A 25,453-nucleotide genomic window follows, 5' to 3' on the forward strand; every position below is an offset into this window, starting at 1 on the left:
GCAGTTTGCAGGGCATAATAAATGATGAAGGGGGAGGGTTAAACCCTTCCCCTTCATCCTCGCTTAAGCTTGTTTTTTGTTGAGAACCTCGGCCAGACCTTTGTAGAGTGCCCAGCGTTCCTTATTGAATGCCTCCGCTGCCTGCAGCAGCATTTCTGCCCTTTCCGGCGCATCTCTGTGGAGCATGGCAAATCGGCTCTCCGAAAGCAGATAATCCTTCAAGGGTAGGGTGGGCTCCTTGCAGTCCAGCTGGAATGCCCTTCCCTCTTCCTTTAACCTTGGATCATATCGGAACAGTATCCATTGGCCTGAGTCGACAGCCATTTTCTGATGTTCCGCACCTCGCTTCAAGTCATACCCGTGCGAGATGCAGTGGGAGTAAGCTATGATCAATGAAGGACCTTCATAGGATTCTGCCTCGTGGAAGGCCTTCACCGCTTGAGTTGGATTGGCGCCCATGGCTATGCGTGCCACGTAGATATTGCCGTAAGTTACGGCCATCAATGCTAAATCCTTTTTACCCGTAGGTTTGCCGGCTGCGGCAAACCTTGCGGACGCACCTAGCGGCGTTGCCTTCGAGGCCTGTCCTCCGGTGTTGGAGTACACCTCTGTATCCAAGACCAGGACGTTTACGTTTTCGCCAGTTGCAAGCACGTGGTCTAAACCGCCGTAACCTATGTCATATGCCCACCCATCTCCACCTACTATCCAGATGCTCTTTCTGACCAGATCATCGGCAAGCATTGCAAGTTCCTTTGCCTTTACATCAGATATGCCACTTAGGGTTTTCTTGAGCTCCTCTATCCTCGCTCGTTGTTTTTTGATGCCCTCTTCAGTAGCTTGATCGGCGTTTAATATGTCTTGCACCAGCCTGTCTCCAATTTGACCGGCCAGTTCGGTTAAAAGCTGCTTTGCCCTGTTGATGCGTGCATTCAAGGCCAACCTCATTCCCAGTCCGAACTCCGCATTGTCCTCGAATAGCGAGTTCGACCAGGCCGGACCGCGATTTTCCCTATTGGTCGTCCACGGAGTGGTGGGTAAGTTGCCACAGTAGATCGATGAACAACCCGTTGCGTTGGCTATCGTTATCCTGTCACCGAAAAGCTGGCTAAGCATCTTGAGATACGGAGCTTCTCCGCATCCGGCACAGGCACCGCAGAACTCAAACAACGGTTGGACCAACATCAAATCCTTTATCGATTGTGTATTCAGTTTTTCCTTGTCGATCTCCGGTAAGGACAGGAAGTAGTCCCACTTAGGAATCTCTTTGTCCCTCACGTCTATTTGAGTTACCATTCTAAGGGCATTTTTAGTCGGATCTTCGTTTTTGCTCACCGGGCAATTAGCGACGCAGCTGCCGCATCCGGTACAATCCTCTGGAGCAATCTGAATTGTAAAGGCCTGATCCTTATATTGAGGCCACTTGGCATCGGCATGCTGCCATCCTTCTGGAGCATCCTTCAGATACGACTTGTCGTATACCTTTGCCCTGATGGTGGCATGTGGGCAAATGAATGTGCAGCGGCCACATTGTATGCATACATCAGGGTTCCATTGGGGAATTTCGACTGCTATGTTGCGCTTCTCCCATTTTGAAGTGCCCGAAGGGAATGTCCCGTCGGCAGGAAGCTTGCTCACGGGAATTTTGTCGCCCTGAAGCACCATCATTGGCCCTAATACTTCTTTTACAAATTCAGGAGCCTTTTCTGAGACTGGCGGTTTTATGTCGAAGTTGCTAGTGACCTTACCTGGAACTTTAACTTCATGCAGGTGTTCTAAGGCAGCGTCAACCGCTGCTATATTCTTGTTCACTATAGCCTCTCCGCGCTTGCCATAAGTCTCTACTATGGCTTCTTTTATCTTTTCGACGGCCAGATCGAAGGGAATTACCTTGCTCAAGTAGAAGAAGCATGTCTGCATTATGGTGTTGATGCGAGGACCTAATCCCTTTTCCTTCGCGACGGTGTAGGCATCTATCACATAGAAACGTAATTTCTTGTCAATTATCTGCTGCTGCATCGTCCGCGGCAGGTAATCCCACACTTCTTCAGCGCTGTAGGGACTATTGAGCAAGAATATAGCTCCCTCTTCGGCTATATCGAGGATGTTGAGCTTTTCTGTAAAGGCAAACTGATGGCAAGCCACAAAGTTGGCCTTATCGATCTGATAGGTCGACCTAATCGGGTTGGGGCCAAAGCGAAGGTGAGATATGGTATATCCGCCGGCCTTCTTGGAGTCATAAACGAAGTAGCCCTGAGCGTACAGATCAGTTTCTTCGCCTATGATCTTTATCGAGTTTTTGTTGGCGCCTACGGTTCCGTCCGAGCCCAATCCATAAAATACGGCCCTGGTAGATTCTGGATCGGCTATCGAGAAACTTGGGTCCACCTTCAGGCTTGTGTTGGCCACGTCGTCCTCTATACCTACGGTAAACTGTTTGATCGGATCGCTCTTTTTCAGTTCGTCGAAGACAGCCTTGACCATAGCTGGGTTGAATTCCTTGGAAGACAGGCCATAACGACCACCTATTACGATGGGGTTGAAATTGGCATCTAACATGCCATCGCGCTTGGCTACGTATATGGCGTTTACTACATCCAGATATAACGGCTCTCCTGCACTCCCGGATTCTTTGGTGCGATCCAGCACAGCAATGGACTTCACCGTCTTGGGAAGAAGCTTAACGAAGTGTTCAACGGAAAACGGCCTGTAAAGTCGTACCTTTATGACGCCGATCTTTTCTCCCTTTTTAAGTAAATACTCTACGGTTTCGTGAGCCGTCTCCGCTCCTGAGCCCATTAGTACAACTATTCTTTCGGGATCGGGCGCTCCTACATAATCAAACAGGTGATATTGCCTTCCAGTAAACTTGGCGAACCTGTCCATGGCATCTTGGACTATCTTGGGACAGGCCGCGAAATAGGGATTACATCCTTCCCTTGACTGGAAGAAGACATCCGGATTTTGGGCTGTCCCGCGAATGAAGGGTCGATCCGGAGAAAGAGCGCGTTTACGATGTTCCAGCACCAGATCGTAATCGATCATTTGTCTTAAGATATCGTCGCTTAAATACTCGATCTTGTTGATTTCATGAGATGTCCTGAAACCATCGAAGAAGTGAAGAAAGGGAACCCTGCTTTCGAGCGTAGATGCTGTGGCGATAACCGCAAAGTCGTGTGCTTCCTGCACTGAACTCGATGCAAGCAATGCCCATCCGGTTTGCCTGACCGCCATTACGTCGCTATGATCGCCGAATATAGATAGCGCATGGGTGGCTACGGTCCTTGCAGAAACGTGCATGGTTGCCGATGTCAGCTCCCCGGCTATCTTGTACATATTTGGGATCATCAACAACAAGCCTTGAGATGCCGTAAATGTAGTGGCGAGTGCTCCGCCCTGCAATGCACCGTGCAGTGATCCCGATGCCCCTCCTTCGCTCTGTAATTCGATTACCCTCGGCACAAAACCCCAAATGTTAGGTTGTCCTTTTGCAGCCCATTCATCAGCATGTTCGCCCATTGGCGAAGAGGGAGTGATAGGATATATGGCAGCGACCTCGCATAGCCTGTAGGCTACAGATGCCGTTGCTTCGTTGCCATCGATGGTAACATATCTTTTTGCTGGCATCGCGTGAACCTCCTCTGAAAATTGTTTTTATATAAACAAGTGCAAATTGCCACTAGAATCTCTCAAAAGGATTATACCCACAAAACGCATATTTTGGTATATCATTTTACCAAATGAAGGAAATTGTCGCAAACGCACACAAATTAGGAGATAGGACGTGATTCCCGTAGACGGAAGAAAAAGCGGTGTATTGCTCCATATCACATCCTTGCCCTCCCCTTGGGGCGTGGGTGACATGGGATCTCAAAGTTATCGCTTCATCGATCTGCTTAAAGAGTGCAATCAATCAGTTTGGCAGATTTTACCCTTAAATCCCACGGAGGAAATTTATGGTTTTTCCCCCTATAGTTCGATTTCCGCGTTTGCGGGAAACGTTATGCTGATAAGCCCAATGGCGATGGTTGAGGAGGGTTTTCTGACAGAGGGAGATCTTCCTCCTAGTTTTAATGGCCTTACCGCTAATTTCAGGGATGCAATAAATATCCGCCAAGATCTGTCGTATAAGGGGTACTGCAAGTTTACTCCCGACGATGATTTTCGACGTTTTTGCGAAGAAAATTCCTGGTGGCTGGAAGATTATGCTTTATATAAGGCACTTAAATCACATTACAAATTGCCATGGTACGAATGGCCGGATGAGCTAAAAAGCAGGCAACCGCAAGCCATAGAAATGGCACGCAAGAAGTTTGCCAATGAAATAATGGCTGAAAAATTTGCTCAGTACATCTTTTACCGGCAGTGGGATAGATTGCATTTGTATGCGAAATCAAAGGGGATTAGCGTGTTTGGGGATATGCCTCTATATTTGGCTCACGATAGCGCCGACGTGTGGGCGAACCGGGAGATGTTTTGTCTCGATGAAAGAGGCATGCCAACCCATGTAGCTGGCGTTCCTCCAGATTACTTTAGCGTAACAGGACAATATTGGGGTAATCCCCTATATAACTGGGATGCAATGGAGAAGCATGGATTCGAGTGGTGGATTAGGCGATTGGCTCATGCCTTCAGATTGTACGACATGGTTAGGATAGATCATTTTAGGGGGTTAGTGGCTTACTGGGCAATCCCATCACAGGAATCAACGGCCGTTAACGGAAGATGGGTGAAGGGCCCTGCCAATAAGTTGTTCAATGCTATAATAAATCGTTTAGGCAATGTTCCGATAGTAGCGGAGGACTTAGGGCAGATAACTCAGGATGTTCGTCAACTTATGGACGCCTTCCATATACCTGGCATGAGGGTCATTCTATTTGGGCTGGACAACCCGAAACAGAACTTACACGCACCGTTTTATTACACTGAAAATTGCGTTGCCTATACTGGGACTCAGGATAATAATACTGCGTTGGGATGGTTTCTGGAGGAAGCCTCCTCAGCGGCCGTAAAAAATCTGAAACTTTTCTTAGGACGTAAAACGGAGGCAAACTGTGTGTCTCGTGACATGGTTCGTTTAGTTGAGCTGTCCGTAGCCAAGTTGGTGATTATCCCCTTTCAAGATATACTGGGGCTTGGGCCTGAAGCACGAATGAACAGGCCGGCCAGCAAGGATGGTAATTGGCAATGGCGTATGCATGAGGATATGATGAGAGCACCGGTGTTAAAATGGTTTAAAGGCATTACGATGTTCGCAGATAGGGGCTAGATGAAATTTGAGGAGGTGAAAAGATGCGAGAGGATCGTATAATGACGGAAGTTGGTACCAACGAATGGCAGGTAGTAGTCTTTACGCTTGGGGATCAAAGCTTTGCCATAAACGTCGACAAAACTAGGGAGATTTTGCGATGGACCGGGGTGCGTCCGGTGCCTCAGTCACATCCGGCCATGCTTGGCATAACAACTGTTCGCGGTGAGGTCATACCTCTGATCGACCTGCGCATATATTTAAACATCACGCCGGCGGTTCCTCTGGAACAGAGCAAAGTAATAGTCACAGAGTTTAACCAAATGAAGCTAGGCTTTGTTGTAGATGGAGTGGAAAGGATCTACCGCATTCATTCCGAAGAGCTTGATGCAACCTTAACGGGGACCTTTTTGGGTGAAAACGTTTTGTACGTAATCAAAAGGGACGAAAGAAACATACTCCTACTAGACTATGAAAGGATAGTGCAAGTCGTAAATCCACAGTTAGCTGGCCAGTATCAGGTGGATTCGACAAGGATGCATGGCGCGGTATCCGATTTGGGAGATCTCGATCAGTACAAAATACTGGTAGTTGAGGACTCGCCTTTAATACGAAAGATGATTCAAGACGTGCTGGCCAAGGGCGGTTTTCATAATGTTGAGGCAGTATCTCATGGCAAGGCAGCTTGGGACAGGCTGTGCGATGAGGGCGAGGCATTCGATTTGGTTATAACCGATATCGAGATGCCCAAGATGGATGGTTTGGCTTTGACGAAAAAGATCAAGGAAGACGAGCGCTTGCGTAATATACCTGTTATTGTATTTTCGTCTATCATGGCCGACGATATCAAGAAGAAGGCTCAAAGCGTCGGCGCTGACGGGCAGATAACAAAACCGGAAATAGAGCAGCTAATTGCAAAGGTCGGCGAGCTGTTAAGGAAACGAAGGGAGGTTGGGAGTAAAAACCATGAAGGGACTGCCTCTTTGGGCTAGAAACGTAAATTTCGAGGTGCCCATGTGGACGCCATATGGGCTTGATTATAAGCCTGTCTCTTTCTTAGGTGGGACGGATGAGCTTATAAGAGATATCGCTACCTATGCAATGGAACTAGAGAGCGAGCTCGTTTATTTGAGAGGAATGAACTATGGAGAGGTCGGAGTTGTATCTTACGATAAGACCATAGACCCCGGCAGGGATATGGTTTTTCCGTTGGGCTTTATGATGCTTTTCTCCTACTCTCGAACTATGGAAACCTTTGTGTCAAGTCTTGTCAAGGAATTCGAAGACATAAAGGTTGGCATATGCTTTTGCGATCTCAAGGACAGAAAAATGCGTCTGGGCAAGTGTAAGGCAATTGCCCTAATAAGTAGCGATCCATTCTTCGACGAGAGGACTTTTCTAGAGCGCTTTACTCGTGAACTTGAAAACGAAGTATCTACCAATGAGACATCCTCATTATCCTTTTATGCCGAGAGGTTTGGGTATAGGCGTTTTTTCATCCCCTATGAGACGGATGACCTAGTGGAGCTAGCGATACTTGATATTTGCAGCAAGCTTGAAGTTGAAGAAACGAAATATATTCTCGATCTTCCTAAACCTTAATGTCCACAGGCAAACGCCTAGGTTGAAATTAATTGCGGAAAGGAGATGTTCGCTGTGTTTGACCTATCAAGGGAGCGGGCTTATGCGTTGCTCGGATTGCATAATCATGACGAGAGCCACGTAAAGCATGCCTTGGCCGTTGAGGCCGCGATGAGATATTTTGCAAGGCATTTTGGTGAAGATGAAGATTTGTGGGGCATCGTGGGGCTGCTCCACGATCTGGACTGGGAGGAATGTCCAGAGGAACATCCTAAAAAAGGAGCCGAATGGTTGAAGGAGGCAGGATATCCCGAGGAAGTTATAAGAGGAGTGTTGGCTCACGCTTGGGAATTGACTGGAGTTGAACCTAAATCGTTAATGGAAAAGGTCATTTACGCTGTAGATGAGCTTACGGGATTCGTAATAGCCGTAGCGCTTGTAAGGCCTAGCCGTTCGCTTTCGGACTTGACGGCAAAGTCGGTCATGAAGAAGTGGAAGGATAAGGCCTTTGCCAAGGGAGTCAATAGGGAAGTAATTGAAAAGGGGGCTCAGTTGCTTGAAATGCCTCTGGCAGAGTTGATCGAGCATGTCATAGAGGCGTTACGACCCATAGAGCAGGAGTTGGGGTTGGGGTAGCATTGAAGAAGATCCTCTTATGTGCCGACTTGCATGCTGGAATACGTACCTGGGGGGTCGATAGGAGGGACGAACTTCTTCTGGCTCTCTCTCAAATATACGATGTGGCCAGGGATTTTAATGTAGATGCCCTATTTGCCCTGGGAGATATATTCCATAGCTTTCGGTATCCTGGAGAGGACGTTGTTTTGCCCATAGCCAAGTTTTTCTCCGAAGTTCTATCTCTTCCCGCTAAACCCTTTATATATTTGCTCAAGGGAAACCATGACTGGAGCGGCATCAGGATATGGGAACTCTTTCAAGGGGACGGAAGGTTTGTATTTGTGGACGATGCAAGCTTTGTGACCCTGGGTGATACGGTGATATTTTTGGTTCCCTACTTGCGAAGACATGACTTGCCCAAGGGCATGGAAATAGAGGAGTTCTTGAAAGTGCGATGGAAGGATGCCCCAAAAGGTAGTATCCGGTTATGCTTTGCTCATATGGCACTTGAGGGAACTCCATTGAGCCTTTCCGAAATAACCCTTCCCGAAAGGATTTTAGTGGATTTTGAAATTGACAAGACTATCTGCGGTCACATCCATAGACACTATAAGGTAAAGGGTAAAAGTTCATCCATTTACTACGTTGGCTCGCCAATCCGTTTGGACTTTGCAGAGGAAGGAAACGATCTGGGGGTTTATGTCGTAGATGAAAGAGCAGATATTATCGATGTTCCCCTTCAGGGAAAGTCGCTCGTTACATTAGAATACGATGACGAAGCTGAGGCCTCCAGCAAACTTTGCGAATCCCTAGACAAAGTTGCGAAGGATGCTTATGTTAGGGTAGTCCTAAACAGATCGGCATTACCTGTGTCGCAACTGCTGGACAAATTTCGCCTTTTGACTGACGATCGGATAGTCGCGGTTTCCGTTAATGACGGAATATTGCAGACAACCAGTTCATCACAAGATCCCTTTGATGTACTGGGTTTATGGAAGCGCTTCATAGATAATCAAGATGAGGACGATGCGACGAAGGAAATTTTGAAGGCCATAGGAGAAAGCCTGCTTTTGGGCAAAGACCCCTCGACCATGTGGTCCGAATTGAAATCCTTCTTCGAAACGGATGAGCAGGAATGAAATTGTTAGATTTAAAGGTAAGAAACATTTTAGGCCTTAGGGAAGCATTTATAGTTTTTGAACCTGGGGCGGTGGCCATTGTCGGGCCAAATGGCGCGGGAAAGAGTTCTATCCTAGATTCGCTGGTCTTGGCCCTTTTCGGCTCGACGACTCCAGTTAGGAACGTCAACAATCAAAGCATCATCAGGACTGGCACATCGGAAGGATATGTGATCTGCACCTTTGTCAAGGATGGTAACAAATATCGGGTAACTAGGAAATTTAGGGCGCCCAAGGGCCAACAAGAAGCGCTATTAGAAAGGCACGTCGACGGGAGATGGCAGCCCTTTGCCTCCACCGTCAGAGAAGTGAATGAAGGAATTGTGAAGGTACTTTCGCCTTTCATTGGAAACCCCACTGATACCACTTTAAGCAGATTGCGAGAGGCCTTTATCTCGACCGTGTTTGTGCCTCAGGGAATGGTCACGAAGTTCGTGGATGTTTCCCCAGGCGACAGATGGCAAATCTTGGTTGCGTCCTTGGGGTTGGAGGGCGAAAGCACGCTGCAGGAAAGGGTTCGCAGGGTCATAGAAGACGCATCGCGAGAAGTGGAAAACATCAAGGGCCATTTGTCCAAAATTTCCGATTTCTTGGAAAAGATGCCACCCCTTGAAGAGATAAACAGGAATTTGGTCAGCTTAAACAATCAATTGAGAGGATTGCAGGATGAATTGACCTTGAACGAAAAGGCCATAGAAACGGCAAAAAGACTCCAAGACCTCCAGGCGCGAGCCTCTCGATATAAAGCGGAAATAGAGCAAGCCAAGGATAACTTCGAACGGCTTTATGAGAATTTAAGATTATATGACGCAAAACAAGCCTTAAAAAGGCTAGTCGCAGCTTCCGTAAATTACGGAGGCCTTCGAAAGAAAATCAGGCTGGTCGAAAATGGTATCAATGCCATAGATAAAAGGGTAAACCCGAAACTTAATGAAATAGAACTTTTGAGAAATAATTATAAAAATCTATTAAATGAGATAAAAAAGTTGAATAATATTGCTAAGTATCGAGACTTAGCTTATAAGTACATCGATTTACATCGTAATATCACTAAATGTGAACAAGATATTAAATTGCTTAATAAAGAAATTCATAAAAATAAACAGGCTTATGACCAAATTACATCTCGTCGCCAGGGTTTGGTCTGTCAGAAATTGCGAAGGAATTTGGTCGAGATCATCGATGAACACAAGCGTGCCTCTCATTCCATGGCAGTTGCGCTCGAAAGGATAAGGAGCAAGTTGATCGATTGGATCACGGAACTGGCGCCTAATGGCGTTGTTGACTTCAGCCGTTTCAGGGGAAATCGAGCCATAGAGGTTGCCAAAGGCTTGCTCTCTTCGGATTTGGGTCAGGCTTTGTCGGAGTGGGCAAATGCACAGAACAAGGCCCTTTTCCTTTTAAAGGAAGGAAGGCGTTTAAGGGATGAGATAAGCCATATGTGTGGGGGCATGACATACCCTGAAGCTTCGCTTGATGATATAGAAGCTGCGTTAGATGACGTAGATAAGCAAATGAAAGTGCTTGAAATCAAGGGACAAAAGCTGGTAGGAGTCCTTGAAAAAAATTTGAGCGATCTTCAAACGATGACGGCAACTTTGCTTAAATTAGAGCCAGAGCTTGGAGATCTTGATCCTCAGTATGTCGTTAAAGCTTGCGAAAAAAGAGAAGATTTATTGAAGGAGATGGAAATTCTCAGAAGCAAAGGCGATGGCTTGAACGTAGAAATTAACCGCCTTAACGAGAAAAGGCACACCATGGAAGTGGAGCTTGCCGAATTGCAATGGAGGCGCGATGTTGTTCTTAAAGAGCTCAAAGAAGCGACGAGCCAATTTAAAGCAGTATGTGCAAAATATCAGCTAAGTCACGAGGACAAATGGCAACTTGTTCATAGTGGTGACGTAAGGCCCTGCAAACAAGAAGAAGTTGAAAGAGAGAAAAATCGCATAGAATGGCTTCAGGGTTTACTTGCCAATATTGAGGAAGAATTATCAGAGCTTGAACCGAGGATCCGCGATGGTTTACCTGATCTGGATAAATTGTTGAGTTTACGAGAAGAAATAAACCGAAAAATAGAAGCTCGAAAGGATGAAATAACAAAACTGAAGTACGATTTGCAGCAAAGAAGGTCGTTGGAAGGCGAGATGAGATCGATCAAGCAGCAATTCGAACGCCTCAACCAAGCATATGATATTGCCTTAAAGCTTCAGAAGTATTCCGATGGCAGAAACTTCGTTCGCTTTTTAAGCGACACGATACTTAGCGGTTTACTTGATGCCGTCAACGAAGCCCTTTCTTTTAGAGGCCTCTCGCTAGTATCGGAAAACGGCAGGCTCTATGCAATTGTCAACGGATTCAAGCGTGATGTCACTACTTTATCCGGAGGAGAAAGGGCCATGGTGGCCTTGCTAATGCTCAGGCATTTGGCAAATAAGGTTGGTTTTAAGGAAGTTCTGTTTATCGATGAAGGGCTCGCCATGTTGGACGATGAAAACTTGGAAATGATGATGAATCTGTTCGATAACTTGGGCAAAGAAGCCTTTGTGGGCGTCATCACGCACGACCCAGATTTTGCGGCCCTTTTTCCCAAACGCATAGAGGTAAATGGAGGCAAGCTTAAAATCATTGAAAACTGATTGAAATTCCACCAAACTTACCCTTAAAGTTCTTCGCTATCTATTAACCTCCATTCGATTCCTTTCTTTGTTATTTTATATCGCAGCAACATATACCCGCCCATATGTCCGTCCTCTATGTACGCCATACACCAGGCAGGGCCTATAAACCAAACCTGGTTTTGATCGTAAATGTCCATGGTACCGCCAAGTACCCCATGCCATGGGAATAACTCTTTGTTCTTGACAAGTTGGTCGATCATACCATCTCTTGTAATTCCTTCGGGCCAAGATGGAGATGGCGGAATTGATGCGCTGAGATCTTGGTATGCCCTTTGGAGCGATACAAGCTTGCCATTCAAGTCGTGCAGTTTGACTCCTAAATAAATAGAAATCACCATCAGCACCAAGGTAATACACAATAACATCGTCATCTTTTTAGAATTCAACTTTTGCTTCGCCTGCCTTTCAAAAAAATTTTCATTGCGGATTACAATGACGAGTACAATAAGCATCTTTACTTAATATAAGATCATGGAATTATGATTACAATAGTTATCGGAAAGATCGGTCATAGATTGGAGGTTGTATACTATGGTGATAAGGGTTATCTTGGCTGACGATCATCCCTTGACGAGAGAGGGTTTTAAGTCCTATCTCGAGGGAAGGGAAAACATAAAGCTGGTGGGGGAAGCCTCGGATGGCGAAAGCGCTTGGGAATTGATAAAAGAGCAAATGCCTGACGTTGCTCTCATAGATATTAGAATGCCCGGTATAGATGGCGTAACTCTGGTTCGCCGTATCAGGCAAGAAGGATTGCAAGTGGCATGTCTCATGCTGACATCTTACGATGCCCAACAATATGTGTTAGCCTCCTTAAGGGCAGGCGCCAAAGGCTATATCTTGAAGACTGCATCGCCGGACGAGCTTTTGAGGGCCATAGAGATAGTGGCGTCTCAGGGGGTATATCTGGATAAGGAAGTTGCCAAGGCCGTAGAGGAGCCCGGATTTAGCCCGGAAGGCCTTTCTCCGAGGGAAAGAGAAGTCTTGCTGTTGGCTGGCAGAGGAGAATCCAGCAAAGAAATAGCCTCAAAGCTTTATATAAGCGAAAGAACCGTACAAACGCATTTGGCTTCGATATATGACAAATTAGGAGCACGCAACAAAACTGAAGCTTTGCTTTTGGCTTTGAAGTACGGTGTGGTAACTCTGGAGGAATTGCTGGAATAATGAGAAGGCATTTGCTTTTGATCCTCACGTTGTTAGTGTTAATTCCCTCCATCGCAATCTTGATCGTCACAGGTTGGGGAGTGGTTGAACATGAAAGGGCCATGAAAAATGTGACGGAGTCCTACGTGTTGGATTTGGCCCAATCTGTGGCCTCGAGGGTTGACAGGCCACGTTTTATACATCGCGCTCTGATGATGCCGCCTAGATCCTTGGACTCTTTGGTCTTGGATATGTCGATGCCAGGATGGGTAGCTTTAGTGGATGAGGACGGAAATTTGTTAGCCGCATCCTCAAAAGCGCAAGATGTGTTACCCCAGATTTGGCAAGTTGGCGTTCCTGTGGGCAGGGCCACTCTTCTCAAGGGGCCGCTAGGAGATACGTACACAATAGCTGCGATTCCCACCTCGCAAGGATGGTATGTCATTGCGGCAGTGGCATGGTCTCAATTGCTTGGGCCCATGGTACGGTTCTCGCATCTATGGCCCGCGGCAGTTGGGCTTTTGGCCATAGTTGGGATGTGTGCCGTGTGGGCCTTCTGGCGATGGTTGATAATGCCCTTATTGTCATTGGAAGCTGAGGTAAGCAGTTTGAAATGGGGCATAGACCTCCCAAAGCCCGACGACCCCATTGCTGTCTGGGAGCTTCGCAGGCTAAGGAAGGTATTGTACCAGTTGGCTGAAACGGCAAAGGAAAGGGAAGAGCTGACACAGAGATATGTATCGGATCTGGTTCAAGTGCAGGAAGAGGAAAGGACTAAACTGGCCAGAGAAATACACGATGGCCCGCTTCAGGATGTAACGGCGCTACTTCAGAGAATATTATTGCTAAAGCAAGAAAGTTGGAGCGAAAGGGCAAAAAAATATATAGAAATAGCCGAAGAAAGCGCAACCGCTGCCGTGAGGGAGTTGAGGGGGCTTTGCGACACGCTTTCGCCACCGTGGCTGGATCTTGGTTTGCTGCAAGCGTTGACAGAGCTCACAGAAAGGCTTGCCCGCATTTACGGGATCAAAGTATATCTGGAAGCAAGTGAAATTCCTGATGTTAACGAGGATGTAACGCTAGCTTTTTTTAGGATAGTACAGGAAGCAATCAATAACGCAGTAAAGCATGGCAGTGCAAAGAACGTCTGGGTCAGGCTTGCTTGCGAGAAAGGATATTTAGTGCTTCAAATCGAAGATGATGGAAGTGGTTTTGACTTTGAGGGAGATATCGAATCTTTAAGGATAAAAGGGCATAGGGGAATAGCCAATATGGCAGAAAGAATGCGCATGGTAAACGGCCAAATTGACATAAAATCATCATCAAACAGAGGTACAATAATTTTATGTAAAGTATTACTTCCCCTTTCTGGGGAAAAATCCCCCGGAAACGCTTTTGATGTCGGAGATGTAGGCAAATCCTAATCCCTTAACTTTGGTCAATACGTCGTTAATTTTCTTTCTCTCACAGACTATCTTTAAGATCATTCTTTCACCGAATTTACCTTCTCCACGCAGAACCGTTGTGCCATATCCTGCCTCTCTTAGATTTTCGACCCTTTCTCTAACCAGAGGGCTGCTTTCTGCTATTACTTCGATCAAGGCATATCCTGATAATAATTTTTCTTCCAGGAATGACCCGACGTAGTTGCCAGTAGCAAATCCTCCAGCGTAGAACACTAATTCTAAGGGGCTTAACTTACCGCCACCTAATACGATTGAAAGGGCTATCATGTATATGCTTACTTCACAAAACCCGATTACTGCAGCCCTTAACCTCATTCCTCGGACCAAAAGGAGAATTCGAATTGTGCCGATCGATACATCCGCTATCCTGGCAAAAAAAATAAAAAGCAATCCCAAGACTGTGGCCATTTTTCATCGCTCCTCGCGCTTTGCTGGTTGTAGTGGCTATATTGCTGGTTAAATGATATATTATGTAAGCTGTCGAAAAATATCTTCCTTAACGATATTATTGTAAATGAAAGCGATACTAGCAAGCATGCTTCGTATAAGTTAATATTCTTTGTAAGCAGCAGGACGACGGAGGTCCTGCTGCAGGGAGTATTGTTGATAATGACATATTAGGCAGGCAAATTGCCATGATGGTGGGAGGGAGTTTCTTGAGAAACGTCAGATCTAAAAGCTCGCTTGTCTTTTGGTCGTCTTGCGTTGTGGCATTAGCAATCCTTATATGTGGTTTGATTTTTTTGGGAAAGCCTCTTCGAGAGGAAGCAGCGATTAATGCACTGCCGATTCCCGAAGAAGGAGAACCTTACGTGTTGTATGTCGAGGAAGGATCGACTCTGCTTCATATTAAAGAAACGGTTGCCGTTGACAACCTCCTGTCATTGGTTTTGTCGATCAAGGATGTCAACTTTAAATCTGTCGATATGTTGTTATCCATGCTCGAGGGCTCAAAAAACACTGCTTGTCTGGTGTTGCCCAGGGATAGGAAATTTTATCTGGCAATTAAACCCGATCATGAAATCTTGCATACTATATCTTTGGGCAAGTTGCCAGCCAAGTGGATAGAGGCATATCCTGATGTTAGTTATGAATTCGTCGATGGAATCGTGAAGGTAAACACATCTCAATCGAATCCTATCTTGATTTTGCCCTATAGGGATATCCTTTTAGTGTCGTCGTCAATGGATGATTTGGACATAATGAAACATAACCTGGACAATGAAAGGGATATATCCTCCTTCGAATGGCTTGTACAGGGGGAATGGTCAGGACGTTTGAGGTGCAATGTTCCAGCAAATATCCAAGGAGAGTTAGCGTGGATTTGCGATGATAAAAAGTTAAATGCCAAATGGAAAATCCAGGGCATCGAGGGGCTTTTATCCAAAGAGCAAGTAAGTTTGCCTCGTCCCGAGAAATGGTCAGGGAATTATATCCTCCCGTCTCAAAGTTCGCTTGCCCTAGGGCTTACCATGATTGACACGCCACAGTTAGCGAAAGGAGTCTCGTCATTGGCAGGCACATTGGGTGTAAATCCGGATAAATTGTTAGAATTTTTAAGAGGTCAGGTCATTTTCTCTTTGGGCGGCGAAGCCAACGTCTTCACGTTTAATTTGCCAGGAGTGCTCTTTCAGTTTCCGAACAGGAAGGAGTTAGGTAAAGAAATAGTAGATTATATATGGGAAAACAGGCTTCAAAGTTTATTGATCAACAGAAGTCCTTTGGAGGGCTTTGAGAGTGGAGGGGTTATTGAGCTCCCGGTTTCCTTGGTATTGGCCTCTAGTGAGGAGATGACCTTGCTTGGCCTTATCTCGAATGATGCCATCTTGAATGGCCTTACGTTAGATAGAGCGCTTCCTGCAGTTGCCGGAAAGGAATATATATTTTGGGCTGACGTGGATTTTCGCTCAATTGCCGCAGATATAGAAAGGCTTCTCTCTGTAAACAAGGCTTTTAATACCCAAGTGTCAGCCGGAATTGGTATCCGGGAGAATTTCAGTAAGCTATACAAGGCCATTGAAACGCTAAAAAATGCAGGGCATCTCTTCATGGGATTGCAGAGCATTACCGATGGAGAGCTGTTGTGGCAATATAAAAGCCCGCAGGCGAATAATTGATAAATTGATGCAATTTGCATTTAACTGTTTTTCAAGGATAATTAGGATGATTAAATTTTTTCAGGAGGAATATCGATGCCGAAGGATGTTGTTCAGATCTTACAAGAACGGGGATTTATGGAATGGTGCAGCGATCCGGAGGAACTGTCAACTGTTTTTAAGGCAAGGCTTGTATCTGGGTATATAGGGTTCGATCCGACAGCTGATAGCCTCCATGTGGGACATCTTGTGCCCATAATGGGATTGGCCTGGTTGCAACGCGCCGGACATCAGCCAATAGCCGTTGCAGGGGGCGGCACAGGGTTGATCGGAGATCCCTCCGGGAAGACCAAAGAAAGGCAGCTCTTGACGCTGGAGCAGGTCGAGAGCAACATGGCTTCAATCAAAAAGCAGATCGAGCATTTCCTCGATTTTAATTGTGGCGAGTCGTCGGCAAAAATTGTCAATAATTATACTTGGCTGTCCAAGTTGGGATTGCTTGAATTCTTGAGAGATATAGGGAAATACTTTACGGTCAACTTCATGATCGCCCGTGATTACGTAAAGACTCGGCTTGAGGACCCAGATAAGTTCATTACATACACAGAGTTTTCCTATATACTCCTTCAGGCATATGATTTTTATCACCTATATAAACATGAAAATTGTATCCTGCAGATGGGAGGAAATGACCAACAGGTAAACATAATTGCCGGCATTGATCTGATCAGGAAAAAGCTTGGGGGGAAGGCTTACGGCCTTACGTATCCCTTGCTTTTGACGGCTTCTGGCCAAAAGTTCGGGAAGACGGAGGAGGGCACGGTGTGGCTTTCGCCTTCGCGCACGACGCCTTACAAGTTTTATCAGTACTGGATAAATACTGATGATCGTGATGTGCCTAAATTCTTAAAGCTCTTCACTTTTCTTCCTCTTGATGAAATTGATTCGATAATGGCAGAACATAACGATCATCCCGAAATGCGACTGGCCCAAAGAAAGCTTGCTTACGAGGTGACGCGCGTTGTTCATGGCGATAAGGCAGTAGAAAGGGTTAAGAAGGTCAGTGAGATTCTTTTCGGGGAATCCTATACCCTTGAGGATCTTACCCAAGATTTACTGGAGGAGATAAGGCTGGAAGTGCCAAGCGGTCATGCCAGCGAAGTCCCTTCCTCCTTAGTGGATATAATGACAAAAGTTGGTGCTTGTTCCAGTAAAAGCGAGGCTCGTAGGTTGATTCGAAGCGGAGCTGTCACCATAAACGGCGAGAAAGTTCTCGATGAAAATTGTATGGTTTCCGAGAATGACTTTCTGTATGGGAAATACCTGCTGTTAAAGCTTGGGAAAAAGAGGTATCATTTAATAGAGCTTAATAGGTAAGCGGGACTCAGGATCAGTGTTTTACTAGACTTTGATAAAGGGGTGATGTCCTGTGAAATTAAGTGCCAGAAACATGTTAAAGGGAAAAATTATAAAGATCGTTCCTGGGGCCGTAAACTCTGAGATTACATTAGAACTTCCCGGAGGACAGCAGGTGGTCTCTATCATCACCAAGGCTTCTGCGGAAAGATTAGGATTAAAAGAAGGAATGGAAGCTTACGCTGTGATAAAAGCTTCTGAGGTCATGATAGCTGTCGACTAGGAGATATTGTGAACGTCGCAATCATCGTGGAACTGGTTGCTATAAAATAGAGCAGGAAGGCGCCTTCCTGCTCTATTTTTGACAAAACAAAACGAGGAGAAAGGAAGTCATGAGTGTAGTAGCAACAGCAATAAAAGGTGTCCATTTTCTTGTTAAGCCGGGCATAAGTGCAAATATATTGGCATATCTGCTTTATAGATTGGCCTGCACTTTCGGAATTCGTAGAAATGTCGCTTTGACAAACTTGGGGATAGCCTATCCGGAAAGTGACCCTTCCTGGAGAAGAGAAGTAGTGAAAAAGCTGTATTTCAATCTTTCTTTATCGGTGATGGAATTTCTCATCTTGACCAAAAACCCTAAAGCTGTTTCCAAATGGGTCACAAAGGTAGAAGGGGAAGAGCATCTCGAAAATCTCTCAAAGAGCGGGAGAGGGGCTGTGCTTTTGACTGCACATGTGGGAAATTGGGAGCTATTGGCAGCCTGGTTGGCATGTAAAGGTTATCCCCTAGTCGCTGGGGTCCGAGATCCGAACGATGTGCATGTTTCTAAATTGTTGGCCTATTATAGGAAAGCCTTAGGCGTGGAGACGATACCCAAGAAAAGCTTATTGTTAAAGGGTGCTAAATTATTAAAACAAGGCAAGTTCATTGGGATCTTGGCGGACCAGGATGGGGGGACTGACGGTATAAGGGTTTCCTTTATGGGTAAAGTTGCAAGCACTGTAGGAGGGCCAGCTGCCTTAAGTTTGCTTACGAAGGCTCCAGTCGTTCCGATCGTTTCCTATAGAATTGCTCCCTATGAACATGAAATCTTAGTTTTGCCCCCCATAGAGCCTCTTTATGAGTTGCCAAGAGAGGAAGCCATAAGAGAGATGACTATAAAATTTAACGATATTTTAGAGGGCTTCATAAGGAGATCTTCTGAGCAGTGGCTATGGCTCCATAGGCGTTGGAGAGATTAAATTTAGTTTGGGCTTGTTTCCAGCGCAATATAAAGGTAAACTTATGTTAGGAAGTAGAGGGGGTGAAGCGCAATATGCGCTTATATGAATTGATGTCTTCGGGTGAGATAGTGAGGTTACCTGACAGCGACTCCGTTGCGGGTATACCGACGGAGTTCTCCCCCCTCGTTGCGCTTTTTATGCCTTTTAATAGGGTATTAATTGGCAGTGCTTTTTGCAAGAGCTATGAAGTGTGGCGTTGGGGTAAAATGGGAAGCTATGAGTGGAATGAAGTTACGTTATGTCGTGATAGGCCGAAATTCTTCGACCTGGGCTTGCTGGGCAAGATTTTACTAACAAAAGACTCTGTCAATTCCCTACGTAAGGGATTGCTTGAACTTTTGGAGCCGCCCGGAGATCATGAAATGACCGTTTCCATTCTGCAGAATATAATGAAAAGGCGGATAGCTACTGATAAAAAAGGCGAAATAATAAAACCCTATGGCCACAATCTCGAAAGCAGCGTTAAAGATATCACCCTAGAGATGGCCTATTGGGGTCTAAGATGGGCTTTGTTGTGGAATATGACTGAATCCGTATCTCGTATCCAGATATGGCTTTCACGATCTCTTGATGTTTTGAACCCTTCCTATACGTCTCCACCTCCCATGTGGTTTTCGTTGTCCAAGTTTCCCGATGAATCGGTTTTGCAGCAGTGGGAAGAGGAGGGGTTTGTTGCCGATCAGCTCAAGCATTTTGAACTAAGCGAAAGTAATCCCACGGTGATAAAAGGTTTAGATTCATATCTATTGCGCTACATTTATCGTTTTAAGGAGATATTCGAAGCCCAATCTCTATACGTATGGCTTAGTTTGAGCGTGCCGTTATGGGAAGATTTGCGCAGCAGGTGCTTGCTTTCCTTGTCAGAGGTTTTACTGGCCTGTTGGGGTTTTAAAGACGCCGTAGATGCAGCAAACGAGATGATGCTGTATGGCAGAAGCGCTAGGGAAATGGGCAACTTGATGGTCATCAGTAAATAACCAATGGGACAAATAACATTTTAAGTTGCATACTGTTGTTGCACTTGGTAAAATAAATAACGGAAAATTAGCAAAGTTAGTTGTCCGCTGAAACAGCGGGTAACGTATAAGGGAGTTATGTGATGTCTGGGCTGAGTGACCTAAAAAACCTATTACAAAAAAATCCCATAATACCTGCTTTGAGGTCTAGCAAGGATGTCGAGGCAGCCTTGAAGATAACGCCAAGATGCGTATTTGTCCTTGAATCCTCCATTTACACCCTAAAAAACGTAGTGGATAGCCTAAGAGAAAGGGGACATTTCGTATTCGTCCATGCTGATTTAATAGAAGGGCTAAAAACGGATCCCTCGGGAATAAGGTTTTTAGCACGCGAAATTAACCCTGAAGGCTTGATAACGACCCATAAAAATGTTCTCGAGATCGCTAAAGATCTGAATTTGCTCACTATACTGCGTATCTTTCTGCTCGATTCCCAGGCCTTCAAGAAAGGCAAACAGCTAGCTTACAATGTGAATCCTGATTTCATTGAGGTGCTCCCCGGCATTTCTGTGATTGCCGTGGATGAACCTATTTTGAAGGAAATTCCGTTTCCATTAATTGCTGGCGGGCTGATAAAGACGCTAGATCAGGTAAATAAAATATTATCAAGGGGGATTTTAGCCGTTTCTACGAGCGAAAGAGCTTTGTGGGAGCAATGAATAGGGCAATAACGAAAAATTCGTTACAAATTTTTACTGGGCACAGAGACAAAAAGAGAAAGCCTAGCATATGTTGTCATATGGCGTGCTTTCTCTTTTATTATGATGAAATGTTATTACACTTGAGGAGGTGGAACTGAAAATGAAAAAGCTCATCAACGATGTTGAAAAAGTAGTTGAGGAATCTCTTAGCGGCTTGGTCAAGGCTCATGCGGATCTCATCAAATTGCATCCGTCAGCGAGGGCGGTGCTCAGGGTTGACTCCCCCAAGGAAAAGGTTGCAGTCATTTCTGGAGGTGGCAGCGGTCACGAGCCCATGCACACTGGCTATGTTGGTTACGGCATGCTTGATGCTGCATGCCCCGGTGAGATATTTACCTCTCCGACCCCAGACCAGATGTATGAGGCAGCAAAGGCAGTCAACGGTGGAAAGGGAATTTTATTCATCGTCAAGAACTACAGCGGAGATATCATGAACTTCCAAATGGCTGCCGATATGCTGGCTGCCGAAGGGATACCCGTGGAACAGGTTGTCATCAACGACGATGTAGCGGTGGAAAATTCCTTATATACTGCTGGCAGGCGTGGCGTAGGTGGCACCGTTTTGGCCGAAAAGATAGTGGGGGCCAAAGCGGAAGAGGGAGGATCGCTTGAAGAGGTTAAAAGTTTGTGCGAGCGCGTCAATGCCAACGTGCGTTCGATGGGCATGGCCCTCACGCCCTGCACGGTTCCTGCTGCAGGAAAGCCAACATTTGAGCTTGGACCCGACGAGATTGAAATAGGCATAGGAATTCACGGTGAGCCGGGCAGGCATCGCATGAAGCTGAAGCCGGCCAGAGAGATAGTAGAAATGCTTGCGACTCCGATAGTAGATGACCTTCCCTTTAAGGCTGGGGATGAGGTGTTGGCCTTTGTCAATGGAATGGGCGGAACGCCTTTATCTGAGCTTTACATCGTTTACAACGATTTGAGCGATTTTCTGGAAAAGAAGGGAATCAAGATAGTAAGAAATTTGGTTGGAAATTATATCACCAGCTTAGAAATGCAGGGATGCTCCATAACGCTTTTACGTCTTGACGATGAAATGAAGCGCTTGTGGGACGCTCCCGTTTGCACGCCAGGGCTTAGATGGGGGATGTAGAAAGTTGGATAACGAGCATCTGGATGTCACTAAAGCAGTCGCCATTGTTGAAAACATAAAAGAAATTATAGATGCTAACAAGGAGTTTTTGACGAAACTTGACTCTGCCATAGGCGACGCCGACCATGGCATCAACATGAGCAGAGGCTTTACAAAGGCTCTCGAGAAAGTGCGAAATAACCAGTACAACGATATAGGGGCAGTATTCAAAGATGTCGCAATGACGTTAATGAGCACCGTTGGCGGAGCGGCAGGGCCACTTTACGGTACTTTCTTCATGAGAGCTTCGATGAAGCTCGCTGGCCAAAAAGAGGCAGATCTGACGTTGTTAGCTCAGGCCTTTCGCGAGGGGTTACAGGGCGTTGTGGCATTAGGCAAAGCTCAGTTAGGCGATAAGACGATGGTAGATGCTCTTACGCCTGCCATAGAAGCCTTGGAGGCCGCAGCAAAGCAGGGATTGCCCTTGAAGGAAGGGTTAAAGAGAGCGCTTGATATGGCTGAGAAGGGAATGAAGGATACAATTCCGTTGGTGGCGAGGAAGGGCCGTGCAAGTTATTTAGGCGAGAGGTCTGCAGGACATCAGGATCCAGGGGCTACGTCCAGCTATCTAATTTTAAAGGCCATTTGCGAAGCCTTGGGGGTTTAGAGCTATGATAGGGATTCTCGTCGTTTGCCATAGTTTTAAGGCAGCTGATGGAATCGTGGAAATTGCCTCTCAGATGGCAGGCGAAAAGGTGAGGGTAGTAGGGGTAGGCGGAAATGAAGAAGGGGGCCTGGGAACTTCTACTGCAAATATATATGAGGGATTGGATAAACTTTTGATGGAATGTGATGGCGTTGTCGTTATACCGGATCTCGGAAGCGCCGTCTTGTCGACTAAGGCTGCGTTGGATTTCTTGCCCGAAGATCAAAAAAGTAAAGTCGTTATTGCCGATGCTCCCGTTTTAGAGGGGACCGTTCTGGCCTCCGTCGAGGCAAGCACGGGATCTCCGGTTGAAAAGGTAAGGCAGGTTGCGGAGAGCGCACACTTGCTAAAAAAGTTGACCAATTAAAATAATCAAAATAAAGGGAGGAGATCGGGATGGCAAAGAAATATGTTGCTGCTATTGATCAGGGGACTACCAGTACGAGGTGTATGATATTCGACAGGGAAGGCAATCCGATATCCAGCAGCCAGATGGAGCATGAACAAATTTACCCTCATCCTGGCTGGGTAGAACACGATCCCATGGAGATCTGGTCGCGTACGCAAGACGTAATTAGAGGGGCATTGGAGAAAGGCAATGTAGATCCCAATGACATTGCGGCAATCGGCATAACGAACCAAAGGGAAACGACGGTAGTATGGGATAAAAATACAGGTAAACCCGTCTATAATGCAATCGTTTGGCAATGCATGAGGACTCAGGATTTCTGTCTGGAATGGGAGAAAGAGCCAGGCGCGAACGAAAAGGTCAATCAAAAGACTGGCCTTGTGATAAGCACCTATTTCTCGGGTCCCAAGATCAAGTGGATCTTAGACAACGTTCCCGGCGCCAGGGAAAGGGCCCAAAAGGGAGAGCTGCTTTTCGGAAACATAGATACATGGGTAATTTGGAATCTAACGGGCGGTCCGAACGGCGGGGTTCATGTAACCGATGTCAGCAATGCGTCCAGGACTATGCTCATGAATATCAAAACGCTGCAATGGGACGAGGAAATGCTGAATTTCTTGGGCATTCCGAAATCCATGTTACCAGAGATCAAACCAAGCAGCCATATTTACGGCTATACTGTCCCTAACGGACCATTCAGGGCGAGCATCCCCATTTCGGGAGATCTTGGAGACCAGCAGGCAGCGGTCTTTGGTCAAGTATGCTTCAACGTTGGCGAGGCAAAGAACACCTACGGCACCGGAAACTTCATGCTGCTAAATATAGGCAAGACTCCAAGCCTTTCCAAGAGCGGCCTGCTTACGACAGTTGCTTATGGCCTTAAAGAGGGAGAAGCTGTTTATGCCTTAGAGGGATCGATGGCCATTACGGGAGCTGCGATCCAGTGGCTGCGTGACAACCTGAGACTTTTTGATGATGCTGCCGATTCGGAATGGTTTGCCAGCAAGGTCAAAGATACTGGCGGGATATATTTCGTCCCGGCCTTCTCCGGATTGTTTGCACCTTATTGGGATATGAGAGCTAGAGGTTGTATAGTGGGATTGACGAGATACATTCGAAAAGAGCATTTGATCAGGGCTACCCTGGAATGCATTTGCTATCAGACCTTGGACGTCCAAAGGGCAATGGAAGCCGATTCCGGAGTGCCCCTCACGGAACTTAAAGTGGATGGCGGTGCTGTACGAAATAACCTCCTCATGCAGTTGCAGGCCGACCTCTTGGGTGTTCCGGTCGTGCGTCCAAAGGTAAATGAGACTACGGGGCTGGGTGCTGCTTATGCTGCTGGTCTTGCTACAGGTTTTTGGACGAGCTTAGACGAGCTAAAGCAAAATTGGAAAGTTGATAAGCGGTTTGAGCCAACCATGAGCAAGGAAACGAGAGATGAAATGTACAGAGGCTGGAAGAAGGCGATTGAAAGAGCTAAGGGATGGATAGATTAGTATGACTTGAATGCCGAAGGGCATCAGATAAGTCTCGCGTAAGGTGCATGAGAGGGGAGAGAGGTGCACTGCAAGATGCGCCTTTCTCCCCTTTTAGATTCCATAGTGGGATTTTGCAAGTACTCTTGGAGGTGATTTTGTGAGCACGCGATATTACGATGTGATCGTAATTGGCGGCGGTATTGTGGGCTCGACAATTGCCCGCGAGTTGTCACGTTATGATGTTAGGGTAGCTGTTCTGGATAAGGCTTCAGAGCTACCCTCAGGCGCCTCTAGGGCCAATAGCGGCATGGTTCATGCAGGTTACGACGACAAGCCTGGCACTATGAAAGCTTACTTTTGTCCAAAGGGGAATGCTATTTACAGGAGCCTTTATGAGGAGCTTGATTTTACACTTAATAAAGTAGGATCTTATGTATGCGCCTTTGCCGAAGAGGAAATAGCCCATCTTAATTTACTGCTCGATCAGGGAAGAAAAAACGGAGTTCCTTCCGTGGAGATCATAAGCGGCGACGAGCTAAGGTCGCGAGAGCCAAATGCATCTAAGGAAATTATCGCTGCCCTTTGGGCTCCTACGGGTTGCATCATAAATAATTTCGAAGCTGTCCTGGCATTCATGGATAATGCTCAACAAAACGGGGTTGAGTTGTTTTTGGAGACTGAGGTCTTGGATGTATTGCTCTCTCAGGGCGAAAAGCAGGTTGTGGGGGTCAATACGAATAAGGGAATGTTTTTGGCTCCTATTGTCATAAACGCCGCTGGAGTGCATTCGGATAGGATAGCTAGGATGGTTGGCGATGAAAGCTTCGTCATACATCCACGACGGGGTGATTACTTCATAACGGATAAATATGTCGGAAATCTCGTCAAGAGCTTCTTTTTTGCTTGTCCTTCCGAGGCTGGCAAGGGTATAACCGTGGCTAGCACAGCAGATCACAACTTACTAATGGGACCTACTTCCATATTCCAGGTAGATCGCGATAAGACTGCGACCACTGCAGAGGGCTTGAAGCAGGTTATTGAAGGAGCAAGGCGGCTAATACCTCCTATCCCGGTCAATATGGCCATAACTACCTTCGCTGGACTTAGGGCGGATCCAGATACAGGAGATTTTGTAATAGGGATCCTTAAAAAACCCCATGGATTTGTCAACGTCGCAGGAATCAAATCTCCAGGCTTTACCTCCGCTCCCGCGATTGCACAGCATATAGTTGAAAGAATCAAAGATGAACTAAAGGATCTTGTTGAATTCAAGCCTAACAGGAAATTTGTGCCAGAGCGTAAACATATACCACGATTTGCATATCTCACCATGGAAGAAAGATCTGCTTTAGCAGAAAAAGACCCTAGATATGCCCAAATAGTGTGCAGATGCGAGAGCGTTACTGAGG

General features: G+C 46.1%; 22 protein-coding genes (1 of these 22 only partly in view). 19 read left to right on the forward strand and 3 right to left on the reverse strand.

Going from position 1 to position 25,453, the window contains the following annotated elements; genetic code table 11:
- Positions 1-63 precede the first annotated feature (63 nt).
- Complete coding sequence (gene nifJ / locus BUQ78_RS07100) at positions 64-3,627, reverse strand: pyruvate:ferredoxin (flavodoxin) oxidoreductase (protein ID WP_074199758.1); 3,564 nt, start codon at positions 3,625-3,627, stop codon at positions 64-66.
- A 157-nt stretch (positions 3,628-3,784) separates the two neighbouring features.
- Between nifJ and malQ the strand changes: the two genes are divergently transcribed.
- Genes malQ through BUQ78_RS07130 form a run of 6 tightly spaced genes read left to right on the forward strand, consistent with a single transcriptional unit; the run spans position 3,785 to position 11,261 of the window.
- A complete protein-coding gene (gene malQ, locus BUQ78_RS07105; RefSeq protein ID WP_074199759.1) occupies positions 3,785-5,269 on the forward strand; it encodes a 4-alpha-glucanotransferase in 1,485 nt (494 codons plus the stop codon).
- A gap of 23 nt (positions 5,270-5,292) precedes the next feature.
- The gene (locus tag BUQ78_RS07110; protein WP_014807563.1) at positions 5,293-6,240 is read left to right on the forward strand and encodes a chemotaxis protein CheV; all 948 of its coding nucleotides are present in this window, start codon (positions 5,293-5,295) and stop codon (positions 6,238-6,240) included.
- Complete coding sequence (locus BUQ78_RS07115; protein ID WP_074199760.1) at positions 6,215-6,850, forward strand: hypothetical protein; 636 nt, start codon at positions 6,215-6,217, stop codon at positions 6,848-6,850. The genes BUQ78_RS07110 and BUQ78_RS07115 overlap by 26 nt, the downstream gene beginning before the upstream one ends.
- A gap of 45 nt (positions 6,851-6,895) precedes the next feature.
- Entirely contained in the window at positions 6,896-7,465 is a 570-nt protein-coding gene (locus BUQ78_RS07120) for an HDIG domain-containing metalloprotein (protein WP_074199761.1), read from the forward strand.
- Positions 7,466-7,467: 2 nt separating this feature from the next.
- Entirely contained in the window at positions 7,468-8,586 is a 1,119-nt protein-coding gene (locus BUQ78_RS07125; protein WP_014807560.1) for a metallophosphoesterase family protein, read from the forward strand.
- The gene (locus tag BUQ78_RS07130; RefSeq protein ID WP_074199762.1) at positions 8,583-11,261 is read left to right on the forward strand and encodes an AAA family ATPase; all 2,679 of its coding nucleotides are present in this window, start codon (positions 8,583-8,585) and stop codon (positions 11,259-11,261) included. Before BUQ78_RS07125 ends, BUQ78_RS07130 begins: the two co-directional genes overlap by 4 nt.
- A 23-nt stretch (positions 11,262-11,284) precedes the next feature.
- Here the strand turns inward: BUQ78_RS07130 and BUQ78_RS07135 are convergent, their stop codons facing one another.
- Positions 11,285-11,689, reverse strand: coding sequence for a hypothetical protein (locus tag BUQ78_RS07135; RefSeq protein ID WP_318259562.1), 405 nt, complete (start codon positions 11,687-11,689; stop codon positions 11,285-11,287).
- 145 nt (positions 11,690-11,834) lie between these two features.
- On the opposite strand from BUQ78_RS07135, the gene BUQ78_RS07140 reads away from it, so the two are divergent.
- Together BUQ78_RS07140 and BUQ78_RS07145 are read left to right on the forward strand one after the other, a co-directional pair.
- A complete protein-coding gene (locus BUQ78_RS07140) occupies positions 11,835-12,470 on the forward strand; it encodes a response regulator transcription factor (RefSeq protein WP_014807557.1) in 636 nt (211 codons plus the stop codon).
- On the forward strand, positions 12,470-13,873 hold the full coding sequence (locus BUQ78_RS07145) for a sensor histidine kinase (RefSeq protein ID WP_074199764.1): 1,404 nt from the start codon (positions 12,470-12,472) through the stop codon (positions 13,871-13,873). The genes BUQ78_RS07140 and BUQ78_RS07145 overlap by 1 nt, the downstream gene beginning before the upstream one ends.
- Here the strand turns inward: BUQ78_RS07145 and BUQ78_RS07150 are convergent.
- Positions 13,805-14,323, reverse strand: a complete 519-nt coding sequence (locus BUQ78_RS07150; RefSeq protein ID WP_014807555.1) for a DUF2179 domain-containing protein — start codon at positions 14,321-14,323, stop codon at positions 13,805-13,807. The genes BUQ78_RS07145 and BUQ78_RS07150 overlap by 69 nt on opposite strands.
- 248 nt (positions 14,324-14,571) lie before the next feature.
- Between BUQ78_RS07150 and BUQ78_RS07155 the strand changes: the two genes are divergently transcribed.
- The 11 genes from BUQ78_RS07155 to BUQ78_RS07205 all read left to right on the forward strand — a co-directional run.
- Entirely contained in the window at positions 14,572-16,032 is a 1,461-nt protein-coding gene (locus tag BUQ78_RS07155) for a hypothetical protein (protein ID WP_074199765.1), read from the forward strand.
- A gap of 75 nt (positions 16,033-16,107) precedes the next feature.
- Positions 16,108-17,388, forward strand: coding sequence for a tyrosine--tRNA ligase (tyrS, locus tag BUQ78_RS07160; protein ID WP_074199766.1), 1,281 nt, complete (start codon positions 16,108-16,110; stop codon positions 17,386-17,388).
- 52 nt (positions 17,389-17,440) lie between these two features.
- Positions 17,441-17,650 carry a TOBE domain-containing protein gene (locus BUQ78_RS07165; RefSeq protein ID WP_074199767.1) on the forward strand — a complete coding sequence of 70 codons (210 nt, stop codon included), beginning with the start codon at positions 17,441-17,443 and terminating at the stop codon, positions 17,648-17,650.
- Positions 17,651-17,759: 109 nt separating this feature from the next.
- On the forward strand, positions 17,760-18,611 hold the full coding sequence (locus BUQ78_RS07170) for a lysophospholipid acyltransferase family protein (RefSeq protein WP_074199768.1): 852 nt from the start codon (positions 17,760-17,762) through the stop codon (positions 18,609-18,611).
- 74 nt (positions 18,612-18,685) lie between these two features.
- Positions 18,686-19,630, forward strand: coding sequence for a hypothetical protein (locus BUQ78_RS07175; RefSeq protein WP_014807550.1), 945 nt, complete (start codon positions 18,686-18,688; stop codon positions 19,628-19,630).
- Between the two features lie 122 nt (positions 19,631-19,752).
- Positions 19,753-20,328 carry a glycerol-3-phosphate responsive antiterminator gene (locus BUQ78_RS07180; protein ID WP_014807549.1) on the forward strand — a complete coding sequence of 192 codons (576 nt, stop codon included), beginning with the start codon at positions 19,753-19,755 and terminating at the stop codon, positions 20,326-20,328.
- Positions 20,329-20,470: 142 nt separating this feature from the next.
- Positions 20,471-21,469: a dihydroxyacetone kinase subunit DhaK gene (gene dhaK, locus BUQ78_RS07185; protein WP_014807548.1), complete on the forward strand. Its 999-nt coding sequence runs from the start codon at positions 20,471-20,473 to the stop codon at positions 21,467-21,469.
- Positions 21,470-21,473: 4 nt separating this feature from the next.
- Positions 21,474-22,115, forward strand: a complete 642-nt coding sequence (gene dhaL, locus BUQ78_RS07190; RefSeq protein ID WP_143228353.1) for a dihydroxyacetone kinase subunit DhaL — start codon at positions 21,474-21,476, stop codon at positions 22,113-22,115.
- Between the two features lie 4 nt (positions 22,116-22,119).
- A complete protein-coding gene (dhaM, locus tag BUQ78_RS07195; protein ID WP_014807546.1) occupies positions 22,120-22,521 on the forward strand; it encodes a dihydroxyacetone kinase phosphoryl donor subunit DhaM in 402 nt (133 codons plus the stop codon).
- 29 nt (positions 22,522-22,550) lie between these two features.
- Positions 22,551-24,062, forward strand: coding sequence for a glycerol kinase GlpK (gene glpK, locus BUQ78_RS07200; RefSeq protein ID WP_074199769.1), 1,512 nt, complete (start codon positions 22,551-22,553; stop codon positions 24,060-24,062).
- 139 nt (positions 24,063-24,201) lie between these two features.
- Positions 24,202-25,453, forward strand: the 5' portion of a protein-coding gene (locus BUQ78_RS07205) for an NAD(P)/FAD-dependent oxidoreductase (protein ID WP_014807544.1). The gene runs 233 nt beyond the window's last position; 1,252 of the gene's 1,485 nt are visible here — the first part of the coding sequence; it begins with the start codon at positions 24,202-24,204; the stop codon falls past the right edge of the window.

It is taken from the genome of Acetomicrobium flavidum, from assembly GCF_900129645.1.
GTDB lineage: Bacteria > Synergistota > Synergistia > Synergistales > Acetomicrobiaceae > Acetomicrobium > Acetomicrobium flavidum.